This window comes from Roseateles sp. P5_D6, assembly GCF_054049415.1.
On the sequence record NZ_JBFUMK010000001.1, the window covers coordinates 261196 to 281107 of the forward strand.

The following is a 19912-nucleotide window of genomic DNA, read 5'->3' on the forward strand; positions in this document are numbered from 1 at the left end:
TCGCCAGTTCCATGAGCTCGACGACCGTCGCGCTCTCCGAGTTGATCGCCGCCTTGGGCGGCGATTTGCTTGGTGGGCCCGACATGCGCATCACGCGTATCGCGCCGCTTGACGAGGCTGACGACACGAGCATCAGCTTCCTCGCCAACCCGCGTTACCAGGCCCAGCTGGCCACCACGGCGGCCGCCTGCGTCATCGTTGCGCCGGCTTTTGCCGAGGTGGCGTCAGCGCGTGGCGCGGCCATCGTTACGCCCGATCCCTATCAGTACTTTGCGCGGCTGACGCAGTGGTGGGCAGCGCGCACGCGCCCGGCCCCGAAGGCCGGCGTGCACGCCAGCGCCGTGGTGTCACCCGATGCAAAGCTGGGGCAGGGCGTCGAGATCGGTCCGCTGGCCGTCATCGAGGCTGGTGCGGTCATCGGCGACCACGCCCGCATCGGCGCTCACTGCGTCGTCGAGCGCGAGGCGGTCGTGGGCGCGCACACACGGATGGCGCCGCGCGTCGTGCTGGGCTATGGCTGCCGGATCGGCGTGCGTGGCCTCGTGCACGGCGGCGTGGTCATCGGCGCCGACGGTTTCGGCTTCGCGCCCAGCAAGAGCGGCTACGTGAAGATCGAGCAGCTCGGCAATGTCGCCATCGGCGATGACGTCGAGATCGGCGCCAACACCTGCATCGACCGCGGCGCGCTGGCCGACACCGTCATCGAAGACGGCGTCAAGCTCGACAACCTGATCCAGATCGCCCACAACGTGCACATCGGTCGCAACACGGCCATGGCCGGCTGTTCGGCCGTTGCCGGCTCGACAAAGATCGGTGCCAACTGCACCATCGGCGGTGCGGCCAACATCATCGGCCACCTGACCATCGTCGACGGCGTGCACATCTCCGCCGCCACCACCGTCACCCGCAGCATCACCGAGCCGGGCGTCTACAGCGGCCCCTATCCCTTCGAAGAGAATTCGAGCTGGCAGAAGAACGCGGCCACCTTGCGACAGCTCAGCACCCTGCGCGAGCGCGTGCGCGCGCTGGAGAAGAAATAAATGAACGAACCGACCCAGACCTCGACCCAGACTCAGGCCATCGTCCCGACGACGATGGACATCCACGAAATCCTCAAGCGCCTACCGCACCGCTACCCCATCCTGCTGGTGGACCGCGTCGTCGAGCTGATCAAGGGCGAGCGCATCCGCGCCATCAAGAACGTCTCGATCAACGAGCCCTTCTTCCTCGGACACTTCCCGCACCGCCCGGTCATGCCGGGCGTGTTGGTGCTGGAAGCGCTGGCCCAGGCCGCGACGCTGCTGGCCATCGAGACCGTGGGCATCGTGCTGGACGAGAAGTCGGTCGTCTACTTCGCCGGTATCGACGGCGCCCGCTTCAAGCGCCCGGTGGAGCCAGGCGACCAACTGGTGCTGGAAGTGACGCTGGGCCGCGCCAAGGCCGGCATCTACAAGTTCAATGCCCGTGCTCTGGTGGGCGGGCAGCTGGCCGCCGAGGCCGAGCTGATGTGCACGATGCGTCGTATCCAAGACTGATGAGCATCCACCCGACCGCCATCGTCGACCCGGCCGCCGAGTTGGACTCGTCGGTCGAGGTCGGCGCCTACACGCTGATCGGCCCGCACGTGAAGATCGGCGCCGGCACCAAGGTCGGCCCGCATGTCGTCATCGAAGGCCACACGACCATCGGCCGCGACAACACCTTCTTCCAGTTCAGCTCCATCGGTGCTGCCAACCAGGACAAGAAGTACGCGGGCGAGCCGACGAAGCTGGTCATCGGCGACCGCAACACGGTGCGCGAATTCTGCACGCTGAACATCGGCACCGTGCAGGACCGCGGCGAGACGACGGTCGGCAACGACAACTGGATCATGGCCTACTGCCACCTGGCCCATGACGTTGTCATCGGCGACGAGTGCGTGCTGGCCAATAACGCCACGCTTGCGGGCCATGTACAGGTGGGCGACTGGGTCACCATTGGCGGCCTGACCGGCGTGCTGCAGCGCATGCGCATCGGCGACCACGCCATGATCGGCTTCCAGGCCCATGTGGCCCAAGACGTGCCGCCCTTCATGACGGTGGACGGCAACCCGCTCGCGGCGCGTGCGGTCAACATCGTCGGCCTGAAGCGGCGCGACTTCAGCAGCGAGCGCATCGGCGTCATCCGCCAGATCTACAAGCTGCTCTACCGCAGCGGCCACACGCTGGATGAGGCCAAGGCCGGCATTGCAGCGCTGCGTGGCACGGAAGCCGGCGCGGCAGATGGTGACATCGACCTGATGCTGAACTTCCTCGCCGCCTCCACGCGCGGCATTGTTCGGTAGCCCAATGCAGACCGCGCCCCGCCTCGGCATGGTGGCCGGCGAGGCCAGCGGTGATCTGCTGGCCGGCCTGCTGCTGCAGGGCCTGCGTGCCCGCTGGCCGGCGCTGACAGCGCAGGGCATTGGCGGCCCGAAGATGATCGCCCAGGGCTTCGAGACCTGGTGGCCGCACAGCAAGTTGTCCATCTTTGGCTATGTCGACGCGCTGCTGAACATCCACGAGCTGCTGTCCATCCGCAAGCAGCTCGGCACGCGCCTCATCTCGAACCGGCCCGATGTCTTCATCGGCGTGGACGCGCCCGACTTCAATTTCGGCCTCGAGACGCGGCTGCGCGAGGCGGGCATCAAGACCGTCCATTTCGTCTGCCCGTCCATCTGGGCCTGGCGGCCCGAACGGGTCGTGAAGATCAAGGCCGCGGCCGATCATGTGCTGTGCCTTTTCCCGTTTGAGCCAGAGATCCTGCACAAGGCGGGCATCGGTGCCACCTACGTGGGCCATCCTTTGGCGGATGCGATTCCGATGGAGCCCCCGCGCGCCGCAGCGCGTGAGGCACTGGGCCTGGCCGCCGCCGACACCGTCATTGCGCTGCTGCCCGGCAGCCGCAAGAGCGAAATCAACTACATCGCGCCAGCGCTGATCGATGCGGCGAAGCTGCTGGCCCGGCCGGGCCGCCGCTTTGTCATGCCCATCGTGCCGGGGCTGCGCAGCCTGGTCGAGCCGCTGATCCAGGGCGCCGACATCCTGCTTGTCGACGGCCAGTCCCACGCGGCGCTGGCGGCCTGCGACCTGACGCTGCTGGCCAGCGGCACCGCCACGCTGGAGGCGGCCCTGTTCAAGCGCCCCATGGTCATCGGCTACCGCATGAACGCGCTGAACTGGTGGCGCATGAAGGGCCGCGGCCTGCAGCCCTGGGTAGGCCTGCCCAACATCCTGGCGCGCGAGTTCCTGGTACCCGAGCTGATCCAGGACGCCTGCACGCCCGACAACCTGGCGCGGGAGGCGGAAGGCCTGCTTGCCGATGCAGCGCGCCGTGCTGCCCTGCACGAGCGCTTTGTCCAACTTCACGAGCTGCTGCGGCAAGACACCGCGCAGCGTGCCAGCGATGCCATCGCGACGCTCATCCAAGCCTGAACAGGTGTCCCTCGACTGGACACCGCCCGGCCTCGTCGCCGGCGTGGACGAGGCCGGACGCGGGCCGCTCGCGGGCCCGGTGTTCGCGGCGGCCGTCATCCTCGACGACCTGCAGCCCATCAAGGGCCTGGCCGACTCCAAGGTGCTGACACCGGCCAAGCGCGCGCGGCTGTACGACGAGATCCGTGCCAAGGCGCTGTGCTGCTGCATCGCGCATGCGACGCACGAAGAGATCGACCGCATCAACATCCTGCAGGCCACGATGCTGGCGATGCAGCGCGCGGTGACGGGCCTGCGGCTCAAGCCAGCGCTCGTTCGCATCGACGGCAATCGGCTGCCGGTGCTGGCCGTGCCGGCAGAGGCCATCGTGCAGGGCGACGCCACCGTGCAGGCCATCTCCGCTGCAAGCATCCTCGCCAAGGTGGCGCGGGACCTCTTTTGCGAGCAGATGCACGCAAGCCATCCGCAATACGGCTTTGCCGCGCACAAGGGCTATGGCACGCCGGAGCACCTCGCCGCGCTGAAGCAGCATGGCGCCAGCCCCTGGCACCGTCGCAGCTTCGCGCCGGTCCGCGAGGTCTGCATTGACGTGACGATCAATCCGCTGGCATGAAGATCGACCACGTCACTTCGCGCGACAACCCGGCGCTGGTGCGGCTGCGCAAGCTGACGGCGGACGCCGGCGGCTACCGCAAGATCGGCAGCGTCTGGATCGAAGGTGACCATCTGCTGCGTGCAGCCTTGCAACGCGGGTGGAAACCGGCGCTCGTCGTGCTGACCGAAGGCGCGATGCAGGACACGGCCTTGAGCGCGCTGGCCGAATCGGCACCGCGCACTCTCGTCGTGCCGATGGCGCTGTTCAAGGGCCTGAGCGGCCTGGAGTCACCAGCGCAAATCGGTGCCGAGTTGACACTGCCGGCTTCACCGGAGATCGATGCCAACGCCGCCAGCGTCGTGCTTGACCGCCTGCAGGACGCCGGCAACGTCGGCGCCATCCTGCGCAGTGCGGCGGCCTTTGGCGTGCGCCAGGTGCTGGCCCTCAAAGGCACTGCGGCGCTGTGGTCGCCCAAGGTCGTGCGCGCAGGGCAGGGCGCCCATTTCGGCCTGCGCCTCGTTGAAGGCCTGGCGGCCGATGACCTCGCGGCGCTGCATGTGCCCATGATCGCGACCAGTTCGCACACCGAGCATGTGCTGCATCGCGTCGCCTTGCCCTCGCCTTGTGCTTGGGTCATGGGCCACGAAGGCCAGGGCGTGTCGCCCGAGCTGATGGCCCGCTGCGCGCTGACCGTGGGCATCCCGCAGCCAGGCGGCGAGGAGTCGCTCAATGTGGCGGCGGCGGCGGCGATCTGCTTGTACGAGAGCGAACGGCAGAAGGGCTGAGAACGCGCGGAAGCTTTGCGTTGTGCCGGGAGCCACTGGGCTGACCCCTTGATTGCCGCTTGCAATCGAGAATGATTCTCATTACAGTGACTTGATGCTCACTGAATCCTATCCGCCAAAGCCTGCGGCACAGCCGGGGGCTGTGATCCTGGGCAGAGGCCAGGCCCGCCAGATCGACAGCGCCACGTTGCTCGGCCCCAAGGGCGAAGTCTTCATCGTGCATCAACAGCAGGTCTACCGCCTGCGCATCACGTCCCAGGGCAAGTTGATCCTGACCAAATAGCCCTCGCTCGTCATATCGCGCCAGCCAGCCGTCGCCCGCCCGCGCTTCTCCCCTGGAGACTTCCGAATGGCCGACACCTGCTGCGCTGTGCATGCCGCGCTCCCCTCCCTCACCGGCTCGCGCCGGCGCCGCCTGTGGGAGCTGGGCAGCCATGCCCACTGCCCCGTCATCGGCGTCTGCATGCCGCTGGAACGCGTGCGCATCCTGGCCAGGAAGCTACTGGTGCTGCAGGGCGACGAGGACGACTACACGCTGCATTGCAGCCTCGTCACTGCAGCCGCGCGCCGCAACGCGGTGTCCGAGTCGTTGCAAAAGGATCTGGAGCAGCGCTTCGCGCTCGACGTGCGCAACGCCGCCCAGGCCAAATGCCGCGAAAGCCTGATGAGCTGGTGGCGCAACCGCGCCGTCCAGGGCGAAATTGCCGGCGCGCTGTGGGCCACGCTGACGCACGCACGGTGCGACGAATGGCTGGAGATGCGCGTGCTGGGCCAGGTGCACATGCTGCAGCACCAGGTCGGCGCCGCGCAGCGCATGGACTTGGCTGCCCACCGTGAGCTGTCTGCCGAACGTCAGGCGCTGGCGCGCGATTACGCCGAGGTGCAGCAGCGCGTGACTGGTTGGAGCCTGGAGCGCGCCCGCGAGCAGCAGGCCTGGGAGCAGGAGCGCATGCAGTTCCGCGCCACGCAGATCGGCCTGCAGACCCAACTCGCCCAGGCGCAGGAGCAGCTGCAGCATTGGCAGGCCGCGCGCCCCGATCTGCCCGAACGCGAGGCCCTGCGCGAGCGCCTGGCCGAACAGTTGGAGCGCAACCTGGCGCTGCAACGCGAGGTCAACCGACTCGCGTCGCGCACACCGGCGGTGGCGGATGCCGCCGAACCCGCCGCCGCATGGGTCGAACAAGAGGTCCGCGTTGAGACCGTGAAGCTGGAGCACCGGGTCGTGCTCTGCGTCGGTGGCCGCAGCGGCAGCGTGCCCCAGTACCGTCAGGCCGTGGAAGGCTGTGGCGCGCAGTTCCTGCACCATGACGGCGGCAGCGAGCACAAGCCAGCCCAGCTGGAGCCCCAGCTCGCCGCGGCCGATCTCGTCATCTGCCAGACGGGTTGCATCAGCCATGACGCCTATTGGCGCGTGAAGGACCATTGCAAGCGGCACGGCAAGCGTTGCGTCTTCGTCGAGACGCCCAGCCGCAGCGCGTTTGAGCGCGCGCTGGCCCTGGCGGCGGCCGAAGAAGGGGCAAATACGGCGGTCTGAGGGGAAGCCCCCAGCGGGCGGGCAAACTGCCTGCCGCAAACTGCAATTGTTTGCAGCCGGAGACTGTCAATGCCCCCCGTCGCCTCGCCCCACCAGCTCGCGCGCCGCGCCATCGCCCTCGTCCTGGCCGGTGGCCGCGGCTCGCGGCTCAAGCAGTTGACTGATTCGCGCGCCAAGCCGGCCGTCTACTTCGGCGGCAAGTTCCGCATCATCGATTTCGCGCTGAGCAACTGTGTCAACAGCGGCATCCGTCGCATCGGCGTCGTCACGCAGTACAAAAGCCATTCGCTGCTGCGCCACATCCAGCGTGGCTGGAGCTTCCTGCGCGCCGAGCTCAACGAGACGGTCGACCTGATGCCGGCCCAGCAGCGCACCGACGATGAGAGCTGGTACCGCGGCACGGCCGATGCGGTATTCCAGAATCTGGACATCGTGCAGAGCACCGGCGCGGACTACATCGTCGTGCTGGCTGGCGACCACATCTACAAGATGGACTACTCCAGCATGCTGGTGGACCATGTCGCCACAGGGGCGGGTTGCACCGTTGGCTGCATCGAGGTGCCCAAGGGCGAGGCGAGTGCCTTCGGCGTGATGGCCGTGGACGACGAGCGTCGCATCACGGCCTTCAAGGAAAAGCCCGCCGACCCGCCCTGCATCCCGGGCCGCGATGGCGTCTGCCTGGCCAGCATGGGCATCTACATCTTCAACGCCGACTACCTGTACCGGCTTCTGGCCGAAGACCTGGCCGACCCCACCTCCAGCCATGACTTTGGCAAGGACGTGATCCCCAAGGTCGTTGCCGAGAACCGCGCCGTGGCTCACCCCTTCGGCATGAGCTGCATCATGAATCCCAACGGTGCCACGCCCTACTGGCGCGACGTCGGCACGCTGGACGCCTTCTGGGCCGCCAACCTCGACCTGGCCTCCATCAGCCCCGAGCTCGACATCTACGACACCGATTGGCCGATCTGGACCTACCAGCGCCAGCTGCCTCCGGCCAAGTTCATTCCCGACCACAACGGCATGCACGGCATGACGGTCAACACCATCGTCAGCGCGGGCTGCATCGTGTCGGGCTCGCATGTCGTGCAGTCGGTGCTGTTCAACAACGTGCGCATCCGCTCCTTCTGCAACATCCACCAGTGCGTGCTGCTGCCCGGCGTCGAGATCGGGCGGCATTGCCGGCTGACCAAGGTCATCGTCGATCGCGGTTGCGAGATCCCCGATGGCCTCGTCGTCGGCGAGGACGCGGTGCTGGACGCCGAACGCTTCGAGCGCACGGAAAACGGCGTCGTGCTGATCACCAAGCAGATGCTGGCCAGGCTGTGACCAGAGTTCTGCAGGTCAGCGCGGAACTCTTCCCGCTGCTGAAGACGGGCGGCCTGGCCGACGTGGCTGGTGCGCTGCCTGCGGCGTTGGCCGCTGCAGGCGCGGAGCCGCGCCTGCTGGTGCCGGGTTTCCCGGCCATCCGCGATTCGTTGACCCTGGAATGCGCCGTCGTTCCCGTCGCACTACCGTGGAGCGAGGGCAGGGCAGCGCTGCTGCGCGGGCGGCTGCCGGGCTTCGACATGCCCGTCTATGTACTGGACGCTCCTGGTCTTTTCGACCGGCCCGGCAACCCTTACGCGGATGAGAGCGGCGTCGCATACGCGGACAACCACCGTCGCTTCGCGCTGCTGGGCCTGGCGGCTGCCCGTCTTGCCGAGGGCGTGGATGCCGCCTGGCGTCCGCAGATCGTGCACGCCCATGACTGGCACGCGGGCCTTGCCTGCGCCCACATCGCCGCCAGCCGCTCGCGCCGCCGCACCGAGGCGCGGACGGTCTTTACCGTGCACAACCTGGCCTACCAGGGCCTGTTCCCGGCCGACCATTTCTGCGATCTCGGCTTGCCACCCCAACACTACGCGGTCGAGGGCGTGGAGTTCTATGGCCAAGTCAGCTTCATGAAGGCCGGCCTGCATTTCGCGGACGCGATCACCACGGTCAGCCCGAGCTATGCACGCGAGATCCAGACGCCCGAGCAGGGCTGTGGTCTGGACGGCCTGCTGCGCCATCGCGCCGAGGTGTTGCACGGCATCCTGAATGGCGTCGACTACGGCGTGTGGTCGCCCGCCCACGACCGCAGCATCGCACGAGCCTATGACGTCGACAGCGCCGAAGACAAGGCCGTCTGCAAGGCCGCGCTGCAGCGCGAATGTGGGCTGGATGTGAAGGCGCAGGCGCCGTTGTTCGGCGTAGTCAGCCGCCTGACCGAGCAGAAGGGTCTGCCTCTGGTGATCGAGGCGCTGAACGACCTGATCGACGCGGGTGGGCAGCTTGTCATTCTTGGCAGCGGCGACGCCCGCCTTGAAGCAGCGTTTGGCGAAGCCGCCGCCAGGCACCCGGGCCAAATCGCCCGCCGCATCGGCATGGATGAAGGGCTGGCACACCGCATCTATGCCGGCAGCGATGTGATGCTGGTGCCCAGCCGCTTCGAACCTTGTGGTCTCACCCAGCTCTACGGCCTGAGCTATGGCACGCTGCCGTTGGTGCACCGCGTCGGTGGGCTGGCCGACACGGTGGTCGACTGCACGCTGGAAGACCTCGATGCCGGCGCCGCCACGGGCTTTGTCTTCAACGCCTTCACGGCCGACGCCTACCGTCGCGCGCTGCGCCGTGCCTTTGCGTTGTGGAGCCGGCAAGAGTGCTGGGGTCGCGTGCGCTTGGCGGCGATGCGACAGCACTTTGACTGGAACGCCGCCGCGCAACGGTATGCGGATGTGTATCGCGGTGTGCTGGGTCGTTGATGTGAAACTGGACTGCGCACAGACAAGCGACTTCATGCGAGGCCTGTCCCTGTTTCTCGGGCACCAACTCGACTCAATGACCGGTGATTTCAGGGACGGGAGCGTCACCTGCTTGATCGCCACGACGAGGACACGGCTGCTTGAGCACTGTGAGTCCTATGGCTGGACGGCTGCACATCTTCCAGGCATCAAGCCGACATCTTGCGTCGTGATTCGGAAGCCCAATATGCAACCGGAGTTGTGGGTGCGATCGCGATATCGCGGGTATCGAAAGGCCTTCCGGCTTTTCCTGTCCGAGTGGGGCGGAATCGGCGATGACGGCATCCCGCACAACCTGCAGGTGGATCACCTGCATCCGGCCTCGCGGTTCACGCCCAAGAACGATCACTACTTTGTGCGCCTCGCCCTCATCGAGCGAGGCGTCAATGCGTCGTACGGAGCGGGCTTCGAACGCTTGTTGTATGAGCGTGAGCGTGAGAGAGCGCTTTCCGGTGGCGTGCATATGGATTGGATGGCCTACCTGAAAGTGCGCGGTATTCGTTTGCCTGCCAAAACTGCAGGGAAGGCCGTTTGGAAGGCCTGGTCCTGGCAATGCGCCAAATCACTGGGTCCCGAAGGCTTCGATCCAGTTTTTACATACGTCGGGCTGACGACGATGCTCAACCTGGCCTTTCTGAACATCTGGCGCCCGCTTCCGCCTGACGACGCTTTCAGGCCCGAGGTCGAGGCGCACCCGTCCTATCCTTGCGCGCCTCAACTGGCAGAGGTTTGACGTGGTCGCGAGGTGCCATGGCGCGGCGTGTCACGATGCAGCCATTCCTACCGTCAAATGGCCAGCGCGATGACTCCAACCCCAATCAGCGCGGCGCCGGCGATACGCCAGCCTCGTTCGCCTTCGCCCAACAACTGCCCGCCCAGCAGTGCCGCAAACAGCATAGACACCTCGCGCGCTGGCGCCACGCGTGACAGCGGCGCCTCGCGCATGGCCATCAGCACCAGGATGTAGGCCAGCGGCCCCAGGCCTGCGACGGCAAGCACGCCGCGCCATGAGCGGCGCAGCTCCGGCCAGAAGCTCTGCGGGTTGCGCAGCAGCGTCGGCAGTTGCAGCGGCACGCGCAGCACATTGCCGAAGTAGTCCAGCATCAGCGGCGACACGGCCAGCACCTTGACGGCATAACCGTCCAGCACCGTGTAGCCGGCGATCAGCGTGCCGGTGGCGGCGCCCCAATAGACGCCGCGGCGGCGGCGCATGGCTGCCTCGGCATCGTGGTCCACACCGCGGCCGATCAGGCGCGGCCCCATGGTGATCAGCAGGATGCCGCCGACGACGCCGGCCAGGCCCAGCGCGCCATGGACGCCCAGGTGCTCACCCAGCAACACGACGGCCGCAAGCGCCGACAGGAAAGGGCCGCTGCCGCGTGCGACCGGGTAGACGACGGTCAGGTCGCTGGCCCGGTAGCCAGCGATGAGGCAGTTGAAGTAGCCCAGGTGGACCACGGCGCTGGCGGCGACAAAACCCCAGGCCAGCAGTGACCAGTGCGGCAGCTCATCCAGGCCGACCCAGAGCACAGCAGGCAGCCACAGCACCACCACACCGAGCGCACAGCTGAAGACGAAATGCGTGCCCCCGCCCCACTTCTTGGCGGCGAGGTTCCAGACAGCGTGGAGAAGGGCGGCGGTGAGGACCAGTGCGAGCGCGTGGAGCGGCATCAGTACATCAGCCTGTCCGGGCGGATGTCGCGCAGGATGGTCGTCGCGATCTCTTCGATGGACTTGTGCGTGGACGACAGCCAGGAGATGCCGTCGCGTTTCATCATGGCCTCGGCCTCGTTGACCTCGTAGCGGCAGTTCAGTACGTCGGCATATTTGCTGCCGGGACGGCGCTCGTTGCGGATGGACGAGAGGCGCTCGGGGTCGATGGTCAGGCCGAAGCACTTGCGCTTGTGCGGCAGCAGCGGTGCGGGCAGCTTGCGGCGCTCGAAGTCCTCGGGGATCAGCGGGTAGTTGGCGGCCTTGATGCCATGCTGCATGGCCAGGTACAGCGAAGTCGGCGTCTTGCCCGAGCGCGACACGCCGACGAGGATGACGTCGGCCACGTCGAGGTTGCGCGCCGACTGGCCGTCGTCGTGGGCCAGCGAGAAGTTGATGGCCTCGATGCGGTCGTGGTATTCCTTGCTTTCGGCCACGTCTGAGAAGCGACCCACGCGGTGGTTGCTCTTGATGCCGAACTCGTCTTCCAGCGGCTCGATGAAGGTGCCGAACATGTCCATGACGCGGCCCTGGCAATGCTCGCGCACGATCTTGAGCACGTCGCGGTCCACCAGCGTCGCGAAGACGATGGGCCGCTGGGCCTCGCGCACGGCGACTTCATTGATCTCAGCGACGACGGCGTGCGCCTTCTCGGCCGAGTCGACGAACGGCCGGCGTACATGGCGGGCCTTGATCGAGAACTGGGCGAGGATGGAATTGCCGAAGGTCTCAGCGGTGATGCCGGTGCCGTCAGAGACGAAGTAAACGGTTCTGGCGGTCATGGCGGCATTCCATCGAGTTACGGCGCGGCCATGATAGCCAGCACCCTGCTTTCGCCCTGCAACCTCGGACACATGGATCACATCTTCCAGGTCGTGCGATTGATCTCCTGTGCGGTGGCTTCGTCGCTGCTCACGCGGGCATCGTGCACAGCCAGGGCTCCCTTGGCCTGACCCGCATCAGTCGGCCGTCAACGTTTTCATGCCACCCCGAAAGAGGGGACACGGCGCCGAGAAGGGACTTATTGCACATCCCCCCGCCGTACCTGGATGAAACCCGAGGCCTAGAATCCGCGGCAATTCATCGCGATCAGCCCATGCGCGCCTCCCTCCTCCTCAAAGAATCCAGAAATGGACGGAGCTGCGCCTGCCTTGAGCATCTTGGCTCGGCACTGGGCGTGGACGACGCGACGACACCGGTTTTTCAACCTCCCGGAGTTTCCCCATGTCCACCCTGTTCGAGGCGACCGCCCTGGTCGTACCGTTTGAGAACCTGAGGATGAGCGATGTCGAGGCAGTTGGCGGCAAGAACGCCAGCCTCGGCGAAATGATCTCGCAGCTCGCCGCCAGCGGCGTGCGCGTCCCCGGAGGGTTCGCCACCACGGCGCACGCCTTCCGGCAGTTCCTCAAGCACGAGGGGCTGGACGCGCGCATCGCGGCGCGCCTGGCCACGCTCAACACCGACGATGTCCGCGCGCTGGCCGAGGCCGGCGCCGAGATCCGCGGCTGGATCGAGAACCAACCCTTCCCGGCCGACCTGGAAGCCGGCGTGCGCTCGTCCTTCGCGCAGCTGACCGCCGACAACCCAGGCGTCTCCTTCGCCGTGCGTTCGTCCGCCACGGCCGAAGACTTGCCCGACGCGTCGTTTGCCGGCCAGCAGGAAACCTTCCTGAACGTCGTCGGCATCGACGAGGTGCTGCACAAGATGCGCGAGGTGTTCGCGTCGCTCTACAACGACCGCGCCATCAGCTACCGCGTGCACAAAGGCTTTGCCCACAACGACGTGGCACTGTCCGCTGGCGTCCAGCGCATGGTGCGCAGCGACCTCGGCTCGGCCGGTGTCATGTTCACCATCGACACCGAGAGCGGCTTCCAGGAAGTCGTCTTCATCACGTCCAGCTACGGCCTGGGCGAGACGGTGGTGCAGGGCGCGGTGAACCCGGACGAGTTCTACGTGCACAAGCCGGCGCTGAAGGCCGGCAAGCTGGCCATCATCCGCCGCAACCTCGGCTCCAAGCTGATTCGCATGGAGTTCGCGTCGCCCGAGGAAAAGGCCGCTGCCGGCAAGCTCGTCAAGACCGTCGACACGGTGCCCGAGCAACGCAACCGCTACTCGCTGAACGACACCGAGGTGACCGAGCTGGCGAAGTACGCCCTCATCATCGAGCAGCACTACGGCCGCGCAATGGACATCGAGTGGGGCCGTGACGGCGTCGACGGCAAGATCTACATCCTGCAGGCCCGCCCGGAGACGGTGAAGAGCCAAGCTGCAGGCCAGGTCGAGCACCACTACAAGCTCAAGGCCCACAGCGCCGTGCTGGCGGAAGGCCGCGCCATCGGCCAGAAGATCGGCACCGGCCCGGTCCGCCTGGTTGATAGCGTGGCCGAGATGGAGCGCGTGCAGCCCGGCGACGTGCTCGTCACCGACATGACCGACCCGAACTGGGAGCCGGTCATGAAGCGCGCCAGCGCCATCGTCACCAACCGCGGCGGCCGCACCTGCCACGCGGCCATCATTGCGCGCGAGCTGGGCATCCCGGCCGTGGTCGGCTGCGGCGACGCGACCGAGAAGCTCAAGGACGGCCAGCTCGTCACGGTGGCCTGCTCCGAGGGCGACACCGGCTATATCTACGACGGGCTGCTCGAGACCGAGATCAGCGAGGTGCACCGCGGCGAGCTGCCGTACTGCCCCATCAAGATCATGATGAACGTCGGCAACCCGCAGCTGGCCTTCAACTTCGCGCAAATGCCCTCTGGCGGCGTGGGCCTGGCGCGGCTTGAGTTCATCATCAACAACAACATCGGTGTCCACCCCAAGGCCATCCTGGACTATCCGAACATCGATGCCGACCTGAAGAAGGCCGTCGAGTCCGTCGCCCGCGGCCACGCCTCGCCGCGCGCCTTCTATGTGGATAAGCTGGCCGAAGGCATCGCGACGATTGCCGCCGCCTTCTTCCCGCGCCCGGTCATCGTTCGCCTCTCTGACTTCAAGAGCAACGAGTACCGCAAGCTCATCGGCGGCAGCCGCTATGAGCCGGACGAAGAGAACCCCATGCTGGGTTTCCGCGGCGCCTCGCGCTACATCAGCGGCGATTTCCAGGACGCCTTCGCGATGGAGTGCGAGGCCCTCAAGCGCGTGCGCAAGGAAATGGGCCTGAACAACATCGAGATCATGGTGCCCTTCGTGCGCACCGTGAAGCAGGCCGAAAAGGTCGTTGCGATGCTCGCGGAGCGCGGCCTGAAGCGTGGCACGGACGGCCTGCGCATCATCATGATGTGCGAAGTGCCGAGCAACGCCATCCTGGCCGAGCAGTTCCTGGAGCATTTCGACGGCATGTCCATCGGCTCCAACGACCTGACGCAGCTCACACTCGGTCTGGACCGTGACTCGGGCCTGGAGCAGCTGGCCGGCGATTTCGACGAGCGCGACCCGGCCGTCAAGGCCATGATCTCGCGCGCCATCCGCGCCTGCCGCGCCACCGGCAAATACATCGGCATCTGCGGCCAAGGTCCCAGCGATCACCCGGACTTCGCCGACTGGCTGGCCGAGGAGGGCATCGTGTCGATCTCGCTGAACCCGGACACGGTGATCGAGACCTGGCAGCGCCTGGCCGCCAAGTAAAGCGCCAAGCAAGTCTTCGCGATTGACGACCAGCCCGGGTTCTCCGTAAGGGGAATCCGGGCTTTTTATTGCCATGATCGCGGCCGTGTCCGCCAGCCCCCTGCACCGCCGCTATTTCCTGTTCGCACTGAGCTTCATCGCCCTGGTGGTCGGCCTGGGCCTGGGCGAGCAGCGCGGCCTGCCCAAGGTCTGGATCGGCTACACCTTCCTCGGCGCGACTGTCGCCGTCTACGCCGTCATCGGCATCCTTTGCCGCACCACCGACCCGGCCGAATACTTCGTCGCCGGCCGGCGCGTGCCGCCGCTGTACAACGGCATGGCCGCCGGTGCGGACTGGATGAGCGCGGCCACCTTCATCGGCCTGGCCGGCACGCTCTACGCCAGCGGCTACGCGGGCCTGGCCTATGTGTTGGGCTGGACGGGTGGCTTCGTTCTCGTGGCGCTGTGCATCGCGCCCTATCTGCGTCGCTTCGGGCAATTCACGCTGGCGGACTTCCTCGCCGAACGCTTCGACAGCCGCGCCTTGCGGCTGGTGGGAGCCGGTGCCGCCATCCTGGTGTCCTTCGTCTACCTGGTCGCACAGATCTACGGCGTCGGCCTCATCACGACGCGGCTCACCGGCCTGGGCTTCGAGGTCGGCGTCTTCGTCGGCCTGGGCGGCGTGCTGGTCTGCTCCTTCCTGGGCGGCATGCGTGCCGTCACCTGGACCCAGGTGGCCCAGTACCTGATCATGATCCTGGCCTACCTGGTGCCGGTCATCTGGCTCAGCGTCAAGCAGACCGGCTGGCCCCTGCCGCAGCTCGTCTACGGCCAGCAGCTGCATCAACTGGCCGAGCGCGAGCGTGAGCTGATGCGCGATCCGGGCGAGCTGCAGGTACGCGCCATCCACCAGCGGCGTGCCGATGCAGCCGCCGCGCGCCTGGCCGACGTGCCCCAGGCGCTGGCCGACGAGCAGGGCAGGGCGGCCGCTCAGGTCGCCGCGCTAAAGGCCGAGGGCGCGCCGCTGGCCCGCATCCAGGCCGCCGAGAAGCAGCGCGCCGCGCTGCCGCGCACAGCCCCCGAGGCCGAGGAGCGCTGGCGGCGCGAGCAGGCGGGGGAGGCTCAGCTCGCCCAGCCGCTGTCCGGCCTCGTGCCCCATATGCAGCCCTTTGCAGGCAACCCCGACGGCAGCCCGCCCGAGCGCGAGCAGGCCAGCGCGGCACGCCGCAACTTCATCGCCCTGGCCTTTTGCCTGATGGTCGGTACGGCCGGCCTGCCGCATCTGCTGACGCGCTACTACACGACCAGCTCCGTCGCGACGGCGCGCCAGTCGGTGGCCTGGTCCCTGGTCTTCATCTGCCTGCTCTATCTGACGGCGCCGGCCCTGGCCGTCATGGTCAAGACCGAGGTCTTCAACAGCCTGGTGGGTACGTCCTTCGACCAGCTGCCTGCCTGGATACGCCAATGGCAGCGCGTCGACCCTACCCTGCTGTCGGCCGTGGACCTGAACGGTGACGGCCGCCTGCAGCTGGGCGAACTGCGCCTGCACCCCGATCTCGTCATGCTGGTCATGCCCGAGCTGGGCGGCCTGCCCTATGTCATCTCGGGCATGGTGGCAGCCGGTGGGCTGGCGGCGGCGCTATCCACCGCAGACGGCCTGCTGCTGGCCATCTCCAGCGCGCTGTCCCACGACCTTTACTACAAGGCCATCAACCCAGAGGCCTCGCGCACACGGCGGGTCACCTTGTCCAAGGCGCTGCTGCTGGCGGCGGCGCTGGCGGCGGCGGCGGTGGCATCCAGCCGGCCGGCGGACATCCTGGCCGTCGTCACGGCCGCTTTCTCCATCGCCGGCTCGACCTTTTTCCCGGCCCTGGTCGCCGGCGTGTTCTGGCGTCGCGCCAACCGCGCTGGCGCCCTGGTGGGCATGTTGACCGGCCTCGTCGTCTGCCTGATCTATCTCGTCATCGCCCACCCCGGCGCGCGGGCTCTGATCGGCCTGCCCGGCCCGGCGACATTGATCTGGGGCATCCAGCCGGCCTCGGCCGGCCTCTTCGGCGTGCCCGCCGGTGCGCTGGTCCTGGCCCTCGTCAGCCTGCTGACAGCCGCGCCCAGCCAGCGCGATCGTGATTTCGTCGACAAGCTGCGCAGTCGGCCGGTGGCCTGATCAACGAGAGTGAAGGGGCGGCGATTTGGTCATTCACCCCTTCCGGGCTAGAATCCTTGGTTCCCCCTTGCCGTACCGCGTGTAGACGCCGTGGCGCGGCTTCCTCAGACCGGCAACCCTGTCGGGCTGGAATCCACAAGGAGTAAATATGCGTCACTACGAAATCGTTCTGCTGATCCATCCGGATCAAAGCGAACAAGTTCCGGCCATGCTGGAGCGCTACAAGGGCCTGATCACCACCGGTGGTGGTGTCGTGCACCGAGTTGAGGACTGGGGCCGTCGCCAGATGGCTTACCTGATCCAGAAGCTCGCCAAGGCCCATTACTTGTGCCTGAACATCGAGTGCAGCAAGGAAGTCCTGGCTGAGCTCGAGACTGGCTTCCGCTTCAACGACGCCGTGTTGCGCCACCTCACCGTGGTTCAGGACAAGGCCATCGCGACCCCCTCGGTCATGATGAAGGCCGTCGAGCGCGAAGAAGCCCGCAAGGCGCCGCAACCGCAAGAAGCGGCCTGAGCACAGGTCATCGCTAAAGAACCAGGTTTTTCGAGCAGCGTGCCCCTGGCGTGAACCAGCTTCACCTCCAGGCGCAGATCCAGCAACTCGGACAAGTTCGCTACACACCCGCCGGGCTGATGGCCCTGGACGCAAGCCTCAAGGCCGAGTCCGAAGTCATCGAAGCCGGCAAGCCGCGCAAGATCTCGCTGGAGATCAAAGCGGTTGCGGTGGGCGAGGTGGCCAAGCAGTTGCAGGCGCTGGGAGTCGGTGGCATCGCGGTCTTCCGCGGTTTCCTGACCCACCAGCGCAACGGCCGGGGCTTTATCGCCCACGTCACCGAGATCGAACCCGCTGCTTCCTAGAACCCGGAATTGATTGAATCCGGATAGATTTAACAGAGGTCCTCTATGCCCCCGCCACGTGGTAAAGGTCGCTTCTCCAAAGACAAGAAGCCCAAGCGCAACCAACAATCGTTGCTGTTCCGTCGCAAGCGTTTCTGCCGCTTCACCGTCGCCGGTGTCGAGCAGATCGACTACAAGGACATCGACACGCTGCGCGATTTCATCTCCGAAAACGGCAAGATCACGCCCGCTCGCCTGACCGGTACGCGCGCCTTCTTCCAGCGTCAGCTGACGGTGTCCATCAAGCGCGCGCGCTTCCTGGCCCTGCTGCCGTACAGCGACCAGCACAAGGTCTAAGGAGCTGACGACATGCAAGTGATCCTGCTCGAAAAAGTGTCCAACCTCGGCAACCTCGGCGACGTCGTCAAGGTCAAGGATGGTTATGCCCGCAACTTCCTGATCCCGACCAAGCAGGCGCGCCGCGCCACCGAGTCCGCGATCAAGGAATTCGAAGTCCGCCGTGCGGAACTCGAAAAGGCCGCCGCCGCCAAGCTGGCCGAAGCCCAGAAACTGGGTGAAGCCATCGCCGGCAAGACCGTGCGCATCGCCCAGAAGGCGGGCGTTGACGGCCGCCTGTTCGGCTCGGTGACCAACGCCGACGTGGCCGAAGCGCTGACCAAGTCTGGCAGCGCCATCGCCAAGTCGCAGGTGCGCCTGCCCAACGGTCCGCTGAAGACCGTCGGCGAGTTCCCGGTCCAGGTCGCGGCTCACACCGACGTCGTGGTCGAGATCACCGTCCAGGTGGTTGCTGAAGCCGAGTAACGTCGGAGTAAGCGCCCTTGCGCTGCGGCGTCTGACGCCGCAACATTGAAGAAGGCCGAGGCCCCACAGGGTTTCGGCCTTTGGTTTTTCTGGGACGAGTTTTCCCGCTTCGTCCACCGTCTGCTCCCAGTTCGTTCACAGCTTTATCCACAGGCATGTCCGCGATCTTTCCTGCTTCTTCTTCCGCCGCGCCGTATGACGACGAGGTCGCACGCCTGCGCGTGCCACCGCATTCGGTCGAGGCCGAGCAGAGCGTGCTCGGTGGCCTGCTGATCGACAACTCGGCCTGGGACAAGGCGGCCGACCTGCTGACCGAGACCGACTTCTATCGCTTCGAGCACAAGCATGTATACGCAGCGGTCGGCAAGCTGATCAACGCGGGCAAGCCGGCCGACGTCGTCACCGTCTTTGACGAACTGACCTCGGTGGGGCGCGCCGAGGAATGCGGCGGCCTGGCCTATTTGAACGCGCTGGCTCAGAGCGTGCCAAGTGCCGCCAACCTGCGCCGTTATGCTGAGATCGTTCGCGAGCGGGCCATCCTGCGCAAATTGGTGGCCACCAGCGACGAGATCGCGACCGCCGCGATGAATCCGCAGGGCCGTGCCGTCACGCAGATCCTCGACGAAGCCGAAGGCAAGATCTTCCGCATCGGCGAGGAGGGCTCGCGCAGCCGCCAGGGTTTCCAGAGCATGGATCAGCTCGTCGTGCAGCTGATCGACCGCGTCAACGAGCTGGCAGAGAGCGGCGCCCAGGACGTGACCGGCGTGCGCACCGGCTTCTACGACCTGGACCGCCAGACCGCCGGCCTGCAGGGCGGCGACCTCATCGTGCTCGCCGCGCGCCCGTCCATGGGCAAGACCGCGTTCGCGGTCAACATCGCCGAGAACGTCGCCATCAACGAAGGCCTGCCCGTCGTCATCTACTCGATGGAAATGGGTGCCGCACAGCTCGCGTTGCGTATGGTCGGTTCGATCGGCCGCATCGACCAGAGCCATCTGCGCACCGGCCAGCTGAAGGACGACGAATGGGGGCGCCTGTCGGAGGCCGTCGACAAGCTCGGCAAGGCCAGCATCTTCATCGACGAGAGCCCCGGCCTGTCGCCCAGTGAGGTGCGCGCCCGTGCACGCCGCCAGGCGCGCATCTGCGGCCAGCTCGGCCTGATCGTCATCGACTACCTGCAGCTGATGAGCGGCAACGGCGGCGGCAGCGAGGAAAACCGCGCGACGGTGCTGGGCGAGATCTCGCGCGGCCTGAAGGCCCTGGCCAAGGAGCTGAAGTGCCCCGTCATCGCCCTGTCGCAGCTGAACCGCTCGGTGGAGCAGCGGCCCGACAAGCGGCCGATGATGTCCGACCTGCGTGAGTCCGGCGCCATCGAGCAGGACGCTGACATCATCATGTTCATCTACCGCGACGAGTACTACACCAAGGACGAGTGCAAGGAGCCGGGTGTCGCCGAGATCATCATTGCGAAACAGCGTAACGGCCCGGTCGGGACAGTCAAGCTGATGTTCCAGCGGATGCACACCAAGTTTGAGAACCTCGCACCTGGGTATGTGGGTGTGGAGCGTGACGAGTACTGAGGCGCGCG

General features: G+C 66.5%; 20 protein-coding genes. 18 read left to right on the plus strand and 2 right to left on the minus strand.

Features of this window, described 5'->3' with window-relative positions:
• Positions 1 to 11 precede the first annotated feature (11 nt).
• From lpxD to ACXJKM_RS01195, 11 genes are all read left to right on the plus strand, one after another.
• Positions 12 to 1040, plus strand: coding sequence for a UDP-3-O-(3-hydroxymyristoyl)glucosamine N-acyltransferase (lpxD, locus tag ACXJKM_RS01145; RefSeq protein ID WP_457349704.1), 1029 nt, complete (start codon positions 12 to 14; stop codon positions 1038 to 1040).
• A complete protein-coding gene (gene fabZ / locus ACXJKM_RS01150) occupies positions 1041 to 1535 on the plus strand; it encodes a 3-hydroxyacyl-ACP dehydratase FabZ (protein ID WP_457349706.1) in 495 nt (164 codons plus the stop codon). It abuts the gene before it with no gap.
• The gene (lpxA, locus tag ACXJKM_RS01155) at positions 1535 to 2323 is read left to right on the plus strand and encodes an acyl-ACP--UDP-N-acetylglucosamine O-acyltransferase (protein ID WP_457349708.1); all 789 of its coding nucleotides are present in this window, start codon (positions 1535 to 1537) and stop codon (positions 2321 to 2323) included. Before fabZ ends, lpxA begins: the two co-directional genes overlap by 1 nt.
• A gap of 4 nt (positions 2324 to 2327) precedes the next feature.
• Positions 2328 to 3452, plus strand: a complete 1125-nt coding sequence (lpxB, locus tag ACXJKM_RS01160; RefSeq protein ID WP_457349710.1) for a lipid-A-disaccharide synthase — start codon at positions 2328 to 2330, stop codon at positions 3450 to 3452.
• The gene (rnhB, locus tag ACXJKM_RS01165; RefSeq protein ID WP_457349712.1) at positions 3424 to 4065 is read left to right on the plus strand and encodes a ribonuclease HII; all 642 of its coding nucleotides are present in this window, start codon (positions 3424 to 3426) and stop codon (positions 4063 to 4065) included. The genes lpxB and rnhB overlap by 29 nt, the downstream gene beginning before the upstream one ends.
• A complete protein-coding gene (locus tag ACXJKM_RS01170; protein WP_457349713.1) occupies positions 4062 to 4832 on the plus strand; it encodes a TrmH family RNA methyltransferase in 771 nt (256 codons plus the stop codon). The genes rnhB and ACXJKM_RS01170 overlap by 4 nt, the downstream gene beginning before the upstream one ends.
• 142 nt (positions 4833 to 4974) lie before the next feature.
• Positions 4975 to 5115 carry a hemin uptake protein HemP gene (hemP, locus tag ACXJKM_RS01175; RefSeq protein WP_457349715.1) on the plus strand — a complete coding sequence of 47 codons (141 nt, stop codon included), beginning with the start codon at positions 4975 to 4977 and terminating at the stop codon, positions 5113 to 5115.
• A gap of 66 nt (positions 5116 to 5181) precedes the next feature.
• Entirely contained in the window at positions 5182 to 6366 is a 1185-nt protein-coding gene (locus tag ACXJKM_RS01180) for a DUF2325 domain-containing protein (RefSeq protein WP_457349717.1), read from the plus strand.
• Between the two features lie 69 nt (positions 6367 to 6435).
• The gene (glgC, locus tag ACXJKM_RS01185; protein ID WP_457325761.1) at positions 6436 to 7695 is read left to right on the plus strand and encodes a glucose-1-phosphate adenylyltransferase; all 1260 of its coding nucleotides are present in this window, start codon (positions 6436 to 6438) and stop codon (positions 7693 to 7695) included.
• Positions 7692 to 9152, plus strand: coding sequence for a glycogen synthase GlgA (glgA, locus tag ACXJKM_RS01190; protein ID WP_457349719.1), 1461 nt, complete (start codon positions 7692 to 7694; stop codon positions 9150 to 9152). The genes glgC and glgA overlap by 4 nt, the downstream gene beginning before the upstream one ends.
• Before the next feature lie 34 nt (positions 9153 to 9186).
• The gene (locus ACXJKM_RS01195) at positions 9187 to 9924 is read left to right on the plus strand and encodes a hypothetical protein (protein WP_157281644.1); all 738 of its coding nucleotides are present in this window, start codon (positions 9187 to 9189) and stop codon (positions 9922 to 9924) included.
• Positions 9925 to 9977: 53 nt separating this feature from the next.
• Here ACXJKM_RS01195 and ACXJKM_RS01200 read toward each other — a convergent pair whose 3' ends face one another.
• Positions 9978 to 10862, minus strand: coding sequence for an EamA family transporter (locus ACXJKM_RS01200; protein ID WP_457349721.1), 885 nt, complete (start codon positions 10860 to 10862; stop codon positions 9978 to 9980).
• Positions 10862 to 11683 (minus strand): posphoenolpyruvate synthetase regulatory kinase/phosphorylase PpsR, encoded by an 822-nt coding sequence (gene ppsR, locus ACXJKM_RS01205; RefSeq protein ID WP_457349723.1) that lies wholly within the window; start codon positions 11681 to 11683, stop codon positions 10862 to 10864. Before ppsR ends, ACXJKM_RS01200 begins: the two co-directional genes overlap by 1 nt.
• A 442-nt stretch (positions 11684 to 12125) precedes the next feature.
• Between ppsR and ppsA the strand changes: the two genes are divergently transcribed.
• The 7 genes from ppsA to dnaB all read left to right on the plus strand — a co-directional run bounded on the left by ppsA (position 12126) and on the right by dnaB (position 19904).
• A complete protein-coding gene (gene ppsA, locus ACXJKM_RS01210; protein WP_457349725.1) occupies positions 12126 to 14522 on the plus strand; it encodes a phosphoenolpyruvate synthase in 2397 nt (798 codons plus the stop codon).
• Between the two features lie 85 nt (positions 14523 to 14607).
• Positions 14608 to 16665 carry a sodium:solute symporter family protein gene (locus tag ACXJKM_RS01215; RefSeq protein ID WP_457349727.1) on the plus strand — a complete coding sequence of 686 codons (2058 nt, stop codon included), beginning with the start codon at positions 14608 to 14610 and terminating at the stop codon, positions 16663 to 16665.
• A gap of 148 nt (positions 16666 to 16813) precedes the next feature.
• Positions 16814 to 17179 (plus strand): 30S ribosomal protein S6, encoded by a 366-nt coding sequence (gene rpsF / locus ACXJKM_RS01220; protein WP_056198096.1) that lies wholly within the window; start codon positions 16814 to 16816, stop codon positions 17177 to 17179.
• 50 nt (positions 17180 to 17229) lie between these two features.
• Positions 17230 to 17523: a primosomal replication protein N gene (gene priB, locus ACXJKM_RS01225; protein ID WP_457349729.1), complete on the plus strand. Its 294-nt coding sequence runs from the start codon at positions 17230 to 17232 to the stop codon at positions 17521 to 17523.
• Positions 17524 to 17568: 45 nt separating this feature from the next.
• Entirely contained in the window at positions 17569 to 17859 is a 291-nt protein-coding gene (gene rpsR / locus ACXJKM_RS01230; RefSeq protein ID WP_056198092.1) for a 30S ribosomal protein S18, read from the plus strand.
• A 12-nt stretch (positions 17860 to 17871) separates the two neighbouring features.
• Entirely contained in the window at positions 17872 to 18324 is a 453-nt protein-coding gene (gene rplI, locus ACXJKM_RS01235) for a 50S ribosomal protein L9 (RefSeq protein ID WP_457349731.1), read from the plus strand.
• A gap of 155 nt (positions 18325 to 18479) precedes the next feature.
• Positions 18480 to 19904 (plus strand): replicative DNA helicase, encoded by a 1425-nt coding sequence (gene dnaB, locus ACXJKM_RS01240; RefSeq protein ID WP_457349733.1) that lies wholly within the window; start codon positions 18480 to 18482, stop codon positions 19902 to 19904.
• Positions 19905 to 19912 lie beyond the last annotated feature (8 nt).

Bases quoted from the DNA above. Each gene is read 5' to 3' on its own strand.
- glgC (WP_457325761.1), top strand. From the start codon at position 6,436: ATGCCCCCCGTCGCCTCGCCCCACCAGCTCGCGCGCCGCGCCATCGCC.
- ppsR (WP_457349723.1), bottom strand. From the start codon at position 11,683: ATGACCGCCAGAACCGTTTACTTCGTCTCTGACGGCACCGGCATCACC.
- ACXJKM_RS01170 (WP_457349713.1), top strand. From the start codon at position 4,062: ATGAAGATCGACCACGTCACTTCGCGCGACAACCCGGCGCTGGTGCGG.
- ACXJKM_RS01180 (WP_457349717.1), top strand. From the start codon at position 5,182: ATGGCCGACACCTGCTGCGCTGTGCATGCCGCGCTCCCCTCCCTCACC.
- fabZ (WP_457349706.1), top strand. From the start codon at position 1,041: ATGAACGAACCGACCCAGACCTCGACCCAGACTCAGGCCATCGTCCCG.
- dnaB (WP_457349733.1), top strand. From the start codon at position 18,480: ATGTCCGCGATCTTTCCTGCTTCTTCTTCCGCCGCGCCGTATGACGAC.
- rplI (WP_457349731.1), top strand. From the start codon at position 17,872: ATGCAAGTGATCCTGCTCGAAAAAGTGTCCAACCTCGGCAACCTCGGC.
- rpsF (WP_056198096.1), top strand. From the start codon at position 16,814: ATGCGTCACTACGAAATCGTTCTGCTGATCCATCCGGATCAAAGCGAA.
- rpsR (WP_056198092.1), top strand. From the start codon at position 17,569: ATGCCCCCGCCACGTGGTAAAGGTCGCTTCTCCAAAGACAAGAAGCCC.
- rnhB (WP_457349712.1), top strand. From the start codon at position 3,424: ATGCCATCGCGACGCTCATCCAAGCCTGAACAGGTGTCCCTCGACTGG.
- ppsA (WP_457349725.1), top strand. From the start codon at position 12,126: ATGTCCACCCTGTTCGAGGCGACCGCCCTGGTCGTACCGTTTGAGAAC.
- lpxA (WP_457349708.1), top strand. From the start codon at position 1,535: ATGAGCATCCACCCGACCGCCATCGTCGACCCGGCCGCCGAGTTGGAC.
- lpxD (WP_457349704.1), top strand. From the start codon at position 12: ATGAGCTCGACGACCGTCGCGCTCTCCGAGTTGATCGCCGCCTTGGGC.
- ACXJKM_RS01200 (WP_457349721.1), bottom strand. From the start codon at position 10,862: ATGCCGCTCCACGCGCTCGCACTGGTCCTCACCGCCGCCCTTCTCCAC.
- ACXJKM_RS01195 (WP_157281644.1), top strand. From the start codon at position 9,187: ATGCGAGGCCTGTCCCTGTTTCTCGGGCACCAACTCGACTCAATGACC.
- lpxB (WP_457349710.1), top strand. From the start codon at position 2,328: ATGCAGACCGCGCCCCGCCTCGGCATGGTGGCCGGCGAGGCCAGCGGT.